Source organism: Streptomyces sp. ISL-11, assembly GCF_018614525.1.
Lineage (GTDB): Bacteria > Actinomycetota > Actinomycetes > Streptomycetales > Streptomycetaceae > Streptomyces.
Window position 1 is genome coordinate 1 of record NZ_JAGGOL010000199.1, and the last position, 9424, is coordinate 9424.

General features: G+C 74.2%; 9 protein-coding genes and 1 pseudogene. 6 read left to right on the forward strand and 4 right to left on the reverse strand.

Annotated features, from left to right (window positions below; all coding sequences use genetic code 11):
- From J7E86_RS29480 to J7E86_RS29490, 3 genes are all read left to right on the forward strand, one after another.
- The coding region (locus J7E86_RS29480; protein WP_215085874.1) for an FUSC family protein at positions 1-748 on the forward strand (748 nt) is incomplete at its 5' end.
- Between the two features lie 52 nt (positions 749-800).
- Positions 801-1307, forward strand: a complete 507-nt coding sequence (locus J7E86_RS29485) for a MarR family winged helix-turn-helix transcriptional regulator (RefSeq protein ID WP_215085875.1) — start codon at positions 801-803, stop codon at positions 1305-1307.
- Between the two features lie 119 nt (positions 1308-1426).
- Positions 1427-2191 (forward strand): polysaccharide deacetylase family protein, encoded by a 765-nt coding sequence (locus tag J7E86_RS29490; protein WP_215085876.1) that lies wholly within the window; start codon positions 1427-1429, stop codon positions 2189-2191.
- Between the two features lie 7 nt (positions 2192-2198).
- Here J7E86_RS29490 and J7E86_RS29495 read toward each other — a convergent pair whose 3' ends face one another.
- The 4 genes from J7E86_RS29495 to J7E86_RS29510 form a co-directional block, all read right to left on the reverse strand.
- Positions 2199-2744: a hypothetical protein gene (locus J7E86_RS29495; RefSeq protein WP_215085877.1), complete on the reverse strand. Its 546-nt coding sequence runs from the start codon at positions 2742-2744 to the stop codon at positions 2199-2201.
- Entirely contained in the window at positions 2741-4225 is a 1485-nt protein-coding gene (locus J7E86_RS29500; protein WP_215085878.1) for an ATP-binding protein, read from the reverse strand. Before J7E86_RS29500 ends, J7E86_RS29495 begins: the two co-directional genes overlap by 4 nt.
- Positions 4222-4920 carry a response regulator transcription factor gene (locus J7E86_RS29505; protein WP_215085879.1) on the reverse strand — a complete coding sequence of 233 codons (699 nt, stop codon included), beginning with the start codon at positions 4918-4920 and terminating at the stop codon, positions 4222-4224. The genes J7E86_RS29500 and J7E86_RS29505 overlap by 4 nt, the downstream gene beginning before the upstream one ends.
- 103 nt (positions 4921-5023) lie before the next feature.
- Positions 5024-6073, reverse strand: a complete 1050-nt coding sequence (locus J7E86_RS29510; RefSeq protein WP_215085880.1) for a glycosyl hydrolase family 18 protein — start codon at positions 6071-6073, stop codon at positions 5024-5026.
- Between the two features lie 118 nt (positions 6074-6191).
- Here J7E86_RS29510 and J7E86_RS29515 point away from each other — a divergent pair, with 118 nt between their 5' ends.
- The 3 genes and pseudogenes from J7E86_RS29515 to J7E86_RS29525 all read left to right on the forward strand — a co-directional run.
- Positions 6192-7835: an acyl-CoA dehydrogenase family protein gene (locus J7E86_RS29515; RefSeq protein WP_215085881.1), complete on the forward strand. Its 1644-nt coding sequence runs from the start codon at positions 6192-6194 to the stop codon at positions 7833-7835.
- Positions 7832-8602, forward strand: coding sequence for a crotonase/enoyl-CoA hydratase family protein (locus J7E86_RS29520; RefSeq protein ID WP_215085882.1), 771 nt, complete (start codon positions 7832-7834; stop codon positions 8600-8602). Before J7E86_RS29515 ends, J7E86_RS29520 begins: the two co-directional genes overlap by 4 nt.
- A 150-nt stretch (positions 8603-8752) precedes the next feature.
- A pseudogene (locus J7E86_RS29525) lies at positions 8753-9424 on the forward strand (hypothetical protein); the annotation flags it as partial.

A 9424-nucleotide genomic window follows, 5' to 3' on the forward strand; every position in this document is an offset into this window, starting at 1 on the left:
GCCGCTGCTGCCGGTCGGGGCGCGCGTCGCGGCCGGGTCCGCGCTGGCCGGGTGGGCCGCGCTCGCGCTGGGGGTCGGGCACCCGTACTGGGCCGTGGTCACCGCCGCGTCCGTCTTCCAGGCCAACACCGCGCTGTCCTGGCAGCGCGCCCTCCAGCGCACGCTCGGCAACCTCCTCGGCCTGCTGCTCTTCGCCGCGCTGCTGCCCGCCGTGCGGACGGGGCAGCTCGCCATGGTGCTGCTCGCCATCGCCCTCCAGGTCGGCGCCGAGGCGCTCATCGCCCGCAACTACTGGCTGGCGACCGTGTGCGTGACCCCCATGGCCCTGCTGCTGACCGAATTCGGCGGCGCCCACCCGGCCCGGGAGCTCATCGGTGACCGCTGGACCGATACGCTCGTCGGCGCGGCCGTGGGGCTGCTCGCCTGCGCGCTGGTCACCAACCGGCGCGCGGCGGACCGCGTCGACGCCACCGTGGCCCGGGTGGCCGAGGCGCGGGACGCGGCCCGCGCGGTGCTGGAGGCCCCGCACCGCGCCCATGAGGCGGGCGGGGTCCGCGACCGGCTCACGAGCGCGCTGGTCGAGCTGCGGGAGGCAGCGGACGTGGCGGCCGGCGAGTGGTGGCAGCGGGCCCTGCCGGCGGAGCGGGTGACGAGCGCCGAGCACGACGGCTACCGGACGCTGGCCGCGCTCGTGCGCCCGTCCGGTCCCGGGGCGCGCGGGGAATCCGGCCTGCTTCCCGGCAGGTGACCGGCGGACGGCAGAATCTATCCGGAGCACCGAAACGGGAAAGGAAGCCACCGTGACCGAGGACGTCGTCGCGCGCGTGCTGCGCCAGTGGCAGCAGGTCCACCCCGGACTCGACACCGCGCCGATGGCCGTGATCGGCCGGCTCAACCGCTGTGCGGCCCTGCTGCAGCAGGCGACGGACGCCCCGCTGGTGCGCGAGGGGCTGACGCGGGCGGAGTTCGACATCCTGGGCACGCTGCGGCGGACGGGCCGTGAGCTGACGCCGGGGCAGATCGCCCGGGAGACGTTCGCCTCGGGGGCGGCGGTCACCAAACGGCTGCGCGTCCTGGAGGCGCGCGGCCTCGTCGCCCGCCGCCCCGACGAGCGCGACCGGCGCGTGGCCCACCTCTCCCTCACCCCGGCCGGTGACGAGCTCATCGACCGGCTGATCCCCCACCAGCTCAGCTACGAGAGCGCCCTCCTGGACGGACTGGACGCGGACCGCCGCGGACAGCTCGCGGACACGCTCGCGGAGCTGCTGGTCCTCCTGGAAGGACGACTCGGCGGGCTCCAGCCCTGAGATGCGAGCGGGCCCATGTGCCCGGTCCGTGAGGAATCCGTAACAGACGCACCCTTTCGCCTTCCCGGACCCCTCTTCCCCGGTGACACGAACCACCGACAGGGAGGGCACGAGAAGCCATGGCGCTGCCGAGGAAGCACAGGAACCGGATCGCGGCGACGGCGGCGGTCCTCGCGATAGCCGCGGGCACGCTCGCCGTCGCGGAGGGCCGGGGCGGGAACAGCGGGGGCGGCGGGGGCACCGCGGCCGCGACGGACCGGCCGGTGACGGGCGGCGGGGGTGTCAGCCAGGAGATCGGGCGCGCCTCGGAGGACTCCGGAAAGACCGTCAACCTCACCTTCGACGACGGACCCGACCCCACCTGGACGCCGCAGGTGCTCGCGCTGCTGGAGCGGTACGGCGCCAAGGCGACGTTCTGCATGATCGGCCCGAACGCCCAGAAGCATCCGGACCTGGTGAAGAAGGTCGTCGCCGCCGGTCATCGGCTGTGCGACCACTCCATGACGCACGACACGACGATGGACAAGAAGCCGGTCGCGTACCAGTCGAAGGAGATCCTGGACGCGAAGCGGCTGATCGAGGAGGCGTCGGGCGGCGAGCCCGTGCGCTACTACCGGGCGCCGGGCGGGGCGTTCACCCCCGACAGCCGGCGGATCGCCGCCGAGAACGGGATGCGCCCGCTCGGCTGGAACGTGGACACCAAGGACTTCGAGCACCCCGGTGCCGCGAAGATCCTCGACACGGTCGAGCGCGAGCTGGCCAAGGGACCGACCGTCCTGATGCACGACGGCGGCGGCTCCCGCGCGCAGACCGTCGAGGCGCTCGGCAAGCTGCTGCCCCGGCTGAAGCGGGAGGGCTACGCCTTCAGCTTCCCCAAGATCTGAGGTGGTCTCAGCGGGTCGGCGGGGCCGCGGTCGGCAGCTTCTCCGCCGGGAAGGCGTTGTTGCTGTCGCACACCAGGTCCGAGATGACGAAACCGCCGCCGCTGAGCTCGACCTTCACATCGTGGACGGGGCGCCCCCGGGGCGCCTCGTTGTCCGCCGCCGTGCAGACGAACTGGCTGCGGGCGACCGGGGTCAGCCGCAGGACGTTGAACGGCAACTGGACGCTCACGCGCAGCGTGCCGGTGGTGACGTGCACCTTGTCCGTGCTCATCTTGGGCACGTCGGAGTAGAGGCCCTGCAGCCGCTCCGCCTCGTCCGGCCCGTCGAGCAGCAGCGCGATCGCGTCCTCGGCGCCGAGCTTGGTCTTGGCGCTGCGGGGCCTGGGCTTCACGCCGGTCGGCGACATGAAGTAGAGCCGGACGTCGTCGATCGCTCCCTGCCGCTTGGCTCCGCCGGCGGGCTGCCCCACGTCGATGACGTCGGTGGTGGTGACGCCGCAGCCCGCGAGCGTGGCGAGCAGCAGGGCGGCCAGGGCGGTGCGTCGCGCCGTCACGCGCCCTCGCCCCCGCCGAGCCGCAGCGGCAGGTCCACGGTGAACACCGCGCCTCCTTCGGGTCGGTTGGCGGCCCGTACGGTCCCGTCGTGCAGGCGGACGTTCTCCAGGGTGATGGCGAGACCGAGACCGCTGCCCTCGGAGCGGGCGCGGGCGGAGTCGGCCTTGTAGAACCGGTCGAAGACGTGCGGCAGGACCTCGGGGTCGATGCCCTCGCCCCGGTCCGCGATCTCGATCAGCACGCGCCGTCCGCCCTCGGCGTCCGTCACCCGCACTCCGACACCGACCGGTTCGCCGCCGTGCTTGAGGGCGTTGCCCACGAGGTTGGCGACGACGACGTCGATGCGGCGCGGGTCGAGCCGGGCGCGTACGCCCTCGGGCAGGTCGGCGGTCACCTTGTCCTGCCAGCCGCGGGCCTGGAGGGTCTTGCGCACGGTCTCGGAGACGTCGACCTCGTCGAGGTGGAGGGCGGCGGCTCCCGCGTCGAAGCGGGAGATCTCCATCAGGTCCTCGACCATGCGGGCCAGCTTCCCCGTCTCCTCGCTGATCAGACGGACGGCGTGGGCGGTGTCGGGGTCGAGGGTGGCGGCGTCCTCGTCCAGGACGTCGACGACGGCGGTCATCGCGGCGAGCGGGGTGCGCAGCTCGTGCGAGACGTCGGCGGCGAAGCGCCGGGAGTTGGCCTCCATGCGGCGCAGTTCCGCGACGTTCTCCTCCAGCGCCTCGGCCATGTCGTTGAAGGTCCGCGAGAGGTCGGCCAGCTCGTCGCGGCCGGTGACCTTCAGCCGGGTGTCGAGCTCTCCGGCGGCGATCTTCCGGGAGGCGCGGCGCAGTTCCCGTACGGGCCGCAGCACGCCGCGCGCGGCGATGAGGGCGGGCACGGCGGCCAGGGCGACGGCGGGCACGGCACCGCTCTGGGCGGCCTCGACCAGGGACCGGACGTTCGCCTCGTCCTCGCGGAGCGGCAGCTGCGCGTACACCTCCAGGCCGGAGGGGCGGCCGGTGTCGCCGTAGGTGACGGGCAGGCCGATGGAGAGCCAGGGGTTGCCGTCGATCTCCCGGCGCTGGAAGGCGGCGATGCCCGCGCCGACCTTCTTCTTGAGCCCCTGGGGGATGATCATGCGGGGATCCGTGGCGGGGACCATGGGCCGGTCCTGGTAGCGGACGCGGATGTTCCAGTGCTGTGCCTCCCCGGCGCGGGTGAGCCCGCGGGCGAGTTCCGTCAGTTTCTGCTGGGTGGGCGGCAGGGGGTAGTCGGGAACCTGCGAGTTGACCTGGGAGCGCAGGGCCTGCACGGCCGTGTCCTGGGTGCGCTGGAGGATCGCGGTGCGGGCCTCGCGGAAGGTCAGCGCGGCCGTGATGAGCGCGCTGAGCGCGGCGACCAGCAGGAACGCCAGGACCAGCCGGGCGCGCAGGCCGCCGGCGAGCGCCCCCGGGGACAGCAGGCGCAGGAGGGGGCGGGGCAGGGCCGGACGCTTCACAGGGGCCCGAACCGGTAGCCGAAGCCGCGCACGGTCTGGATGTACTTCGGGGACCGCGTGGAGTCCTCGACCTTGGTCCGCAGCCGCATCACGCACGCGTCGACCAGGCGGGCGTCACCGTGGTAGCTGTGCTCCCAGACGTGTTCGAGGAGCTGCTGGCGGCTGAAGACCTGGCCCGGCGTCGAGGACAGGTACAGCAGCAGCTTCATCTCGGAGGGAGCCAGTGCCAGGTCCTGGCCGTGTTTGGCCACGAGCAGGCCGGCGCGGTCGATGGTGAGGTCGCCGTGGCTCTCCACGGGCTGGGTCACGGCCGGGTCCGGGCCGCCGCCCACGGCCACGGCGCGGCGCAGCACGGCGCGGATGCGGGCTTCGAGGACCTCGCCGCGGGCGGGCTTGACGATGTAGTCGTCCGCCCCGGCCTCCAGGCCGAGGACGACGTCGATGTCGTCGCCGCGGGCGGTGAGCATGATGATCGGGATCTGCTGGATGGCGCGGATGCGGCGGCACACCTCGAAGCCGCTCCGGTCGGGCAGCATCAGGTCGAGCAGGACCAGGTCGGGCCGGAAGGTCTCCAGGGCGGTGAGACCGGCCTCGCCGGTCGCCGCGCCCTCGACCTCGTGACCGCGGCGGCGCAGGGTGAGGGTGACACCCTCCCGTACGGCCCGGTCGTCCTCGATCAACAGCACCCGTGACATGCGGACAGTATCGTTCCCCTCAGCACACTTGTGCGCATTGTGAGCCCCGTACAGCACAACTGTCACCGACTGCTCATATTCGCCGGCGCGCGTTCTTCCGCGATCACCGCGCCGGGGCGGGTCGTCCGGCGAGGACGGGCCACAGCTCGGGTTCCTCGAAGTCCAGCGCCCACAGTGCCGTGTTCTCGACGTCGTACTTCCGCAGGACGGGCAGGTGCGCCGCGATGCCCCGCGCGTCCTGGTACCAGACCTCGCGCCGCCGGCCGTCCTCGGTGTAGCCGAAGTGCGGGGTCCGCGAGCCGGCGTCCAGGGCGTAGGGCGCGCCGACGCGGCGGCGCAGGGCCTCGGCCTCCCGCGCGGTGCGGTGGGTGGCGCGGGCGGGGTCGCCGGTGCGGTGGTCCCAGCCGTACGCCGGGATGCCCATCTCGATCCTGCTCGCCGGCACCCGGGCGGTGGCGTAGGAGAGGATCTCGTCGTACCAGGCCGGGGTGGACAGCGGGCCCGGCTCCTCCAGGGCGTCGTGCAGGTTGTAGCCCATGATCCGCAGCCGGTCGAGTGTGCGGCCCAGATGGGCGTAGTCGTAGACGGGCCCCTCGTCGTGCTCGCGGGCGGCGGTGCGGGGGAAGACGGCGGCCGCGCACTCCTTCCCCAGGGCGTGCAGCCGCGCGCACAGCTCGGTGGTCAGGGCGTTGAAGCCGGTGCGGACGCGCTCGACGAGCTCCGGCGCCGAGCCGCTGCCGTTCATCCGCTCGTAGTCGAGGTCGAGCCCGTCGTACGGGAGGCCGGACGCGAGCCGCACCAGGGTCTCGACGTGGGTGGCGCGCGTCCCGGCGTCGCCCGTCAGCCGGGCCATCGCCTCGGCGTCGAGGCTCTCGGTCACCGTCGGCACGACCTTGATCCCGGCCCGGTGCAGTCCGTCGATCACCTCCCGGTCGCCGGCGCCCGGGTGCGAGGTGATCCGGTCGGCGGCGGTGGCCTCGTACCAGAAGGGGCTGACCGTGTGGAGCTGACCGGCGTGGGCGAGCGCGTCCCGGTAGGCGCCGGGCTCCCAGTAGGGCAGCCAGGCGGAGACCGTCCGGGGCGGCGGCCCGGTGGCCGGGGCGGGCGTTCCGGTCAGGACGAGCATCAGGGTGAGGGCCACGACGCGGATCATGCGCCCAGCGTGGTACGCGGCGGCGGCCGGGGCGAGCGCGGTGGCCCGCCCGGGGGGCGGTGGAGCGTCGCGGGCACACCTCTGGATCTCCGGGCTACTCGGCGGTTACATAGGTGCCATGACCACCCACGAAGTGTTCAACCAGGCACCACCCCTGGCCGGCTTCACCACCGCCGACGACCCCGCGCTGCTGGAGGCCCTGCGCCGGGACGGCGGTGGCTGGGGAGAGGCGGAGGTGCGCGCCCTGGGGATGCGGGCCGGATCGGAGGAGGTGCAGGACTGGGCGCGCCTGGCCGAGGCGCACCCGCCGGTGCTGCGCACCCACGACCGGTACGGCCACCGCGTCGACGAGGTCGAGTTCCACCCCGCGTGGCACCACCTGATGGCCGCGGCGGTCGGCAGCGGCCAGCACGCGGCGCCCTGGACCGATCCCCGCTCCGGCGCCCATCTGGTGCGCGCGGCGAAGTTCTACGTCTGGGCGCAGGCCGAGCCGGGCCACGGCTGCCCCGTCTCCATGACCTACGCCGCCGTGCCGGCGCTGCGTACCCAGCCGGAACTGGCCGCCGTCTACGAACCGCTGCTGGCCTCGCGCACGTACGACTTCGGGCTGCGGCCGCCGCTGGGCAAGCGCGGGCTGATCGCCGGGATGTCGATGACGGAGAAGCAGGGCGGCTCGGACGTCCGCGCGAACACCACCACGGCCGTGCCGGCGGGCGACGGCTCGTACGTCGTCACCGGGCACAAGTGGTTCACCTCGGCGCCGATGAGCGACGTCTTCCTCGTGCTCGCGCAGACCGACGAGGGCCTGACCTGCTTCCTGATGCCGCGGGTGCTGCCCGACGGCACCCGCAACGCCATGCGGCTGCAGCGCCTGAAGGACAAGCTGGGCAACCGCTCCAACGCCTCGGCGGAGATCGAGTACGAGGGGGCCGTCGCCTGGCCGGTCGGTGAGCCCGGGCGCGGAGTGCGCACGATCGTCGAGATGGTCAACATGACCCGCCTGGACTGTGTCATCGGCTCGGCGGCCGGCATGCGGGCCGGGTTGCGGCAGGCGATGCACCACACCGCGTACCGGCGGGCGTTCGGCGCCGAGCTGATCGACCAGCCGCTGATGCGCAACGTCCTGGCGGACCTGGCCGTGGAGTCCGAGGCCGCGACCGTGCTGGCCATGCGGCTGGCGGCGGCCCTCGACCGCTCCGAGGCGGGCGACGCCGGGGAGGCGGCGCTGCGGCGGCTGGCCCTGGCCGCCGGCAAGTACTGGGTGTGCAAGCGCGGCAGCGCGCACGCCGCCGAGGCGCTGGAGTGCCTGGGCGGCAACGGCTACGTGGAGGAGTCGGGCATGCCCCGGCTCTACCGCGAGGCGCCGCTGCTGTCGATCTGGGAGGGCTCGGGCAATGTCGCGGCGCTGGACGTGCTGCGCGTCCTGACGCGGGAACCGGCCGCCCTGGACGTCTACTTCGCGGAGGTCGACGCGGCGGCGGGCGCGGACGCGCGGCTGGACGCGGCCGCCGCGGGCCTGCGCGGTCTCCTCGGCACGCTCACCGACCCGCGGGGCGCGCAGCTGCTCGCCCGCCGCGTCGCCGAACGGCTCGCCCTCGTCCTCCAGGGCAGCCTGCTCGTCCGGTACGGCGACCCGGCCGTCGCGGACGCCTTCTGCGCCTCCCGGCTGGACACCGACTGGGGCAACGCCTTCGGCACCCTGCCACCGGGCGCGGACCTCGGCGCGATCCTGGACCGGGCGCCGGCCAAGGACGCGCGGTGACGGCCGCGGTCCGCTCGGAGCGCTCCGGCCCGGTCACCACCGTCGTCCTCTCCCGGCCCGCCGCCCGCAACGCCGTGGACGGGCCGACGGCCGCCGCGCTCGCCGACGCCTTCCGCGCGTTCGAGGCGGACGAGGAGGCTCGGGTGGCGGTGCTGTGGGGCGAGGGCGGCACGTTCTGCGCGGGCTTCGACCTCAAGGCGTTCGCCACCGAAGAGCGCAACGAGCTCACTCCGGACGGCGACGGGCCCATGGGCCCCACCCGCATGCGGCTGTCCAAGCCGGTCGTCGCGGCGGTGAGCGGGTACGCGGTGGCGGGCGGCCTCGAGCTCGCCCTCTGGTGCGATCTGCGCGTGGCCGAGGAGGACGCCGTCTTCGGCGTCTTCTGCCGCCGCTGGGGCGTGCCTCTGGTCGACGGCGGCACGGTCCGGCTGCCCCGGCTGATCGGTACGAGCCGCGCGATGGACCTCGTCCTGACCGGCCGCCCGGTGCCGGCGGAGGAGGCGTACGCGATCGGGCTCGCCAACCGCCTGGTGCCGCACGGCCGCGCGCGGGAGGCGGCGGAGGAACTGGCGGCGGAGATCGCCCGCTTCCCGCAGACCTGCCTGCGCGGCGACCGCGCCTCCCTCCTGGACCAGGAGGGGCTGGCGGAGGAGGGCGCCCTGGCCGGTGAACTCGCCCACGGTCTCGCCTCCTTGCCCGAGGCGGCCGAGGGCGCGGCCCGCTTCACGGCGGGGAAGGGGCGGCACGGGGACTTCTCGTCGCTGTGACGGGCCGGATGGCACGACCCGAACATTCGCCGCATATAACCTACTTGCCCGGTATGTTCCCCACATAACCAGCACAGTTTTTCATCCCTTAGAAGGGATTAGTGGCCAGGAGGGGTCCTTCCGGCCACGGAGGCCACCAAGATCTCCGTCGTGAGTGGATGGGTACGCGCCGGTCGGGCGGGGATCGTGACCTTCGTGGCCGTGCTGGCGACAGCGGGGGCCGCACCGGCGCCGGACCGCGATGAGCCGGGAGAGGGCCGGATCAGCGGTGCGACGGCCGTCGGAGCGCCGGGCTCCGCACGGCCGCGCGGTGAAGGCCCGGCGGCCGAGGGCTCCTCCGGCAAGGGCGCGTCGGGCAGGACCCCGTCCCGCGAAAACCTTCCGGCCGACGGCCGTTCCGCCCAGAAACTCTCCGTCAAGGGCCCGGCCGTGCCCGACCGCGACCTGATCACCGCGGTGGGCAGGGCCGCGCTCGGCGGGCCGGCGACCGGCCGCCGGCCGCGCGGTTCCGCCGGTGACCGGTCCGGTCCCTCGGTCGCCTTCGGCGCCGATGGCCTGACCGTCACCGCCGGCGACGGCGCGTCCGTGGTGATCAGCGACGGCCCGAGGTGCCGAACGGTCACGGCGCGTGCCGGAAACGGTTCGGCAGTCCTCGTCCGCTGTCACCCGGTACCGCGCCCGCCCGCCGTACGGCCCGCGCCGCCCGCGCCACCGAAGCCCGCGCCACCGAAGCCCGCATCTCAGACGCCACCGCCGGCACCTCCGTCACCGCCCGCTCCGGCCCGGCCGCCGGCCGCCGCACCCGTGCGCGTGCTCCAGGCC

Excerpts from the sequence above, each read along its gene's own strand:
- J7E86_RS29490 (WP_215085876.1), top strand. The coding sequence starts at position 1,427 with ATGGCGCTGCCGAGGAAGCACAGGAACCGGATCGCGGCGACGGCGGCG.
- J7E86_RS29505 (WP_215085879.1), bottom strand. The coding sequence starts at position 4,920 with ATGTCACGGGTGCTGTTGATCGAGGACGACCGGGCCGTACGGGAGGGT.
- J7E86_RS29510 (WP_215085880.1), bottom strand. The coding sequence starts at position 6,073 with ATGATCCGCGTCGTGGCCCTCACCCTGATGCTCGTCCTGACCGGAACG.
- J7E86_RS29515 (WP_215085881.1), top strand. The coding sequence starts at position 6,192 with ATGACCACCCACGAAGTGTTCAACCAGGCACCACCCCTGGCCGGCTTC.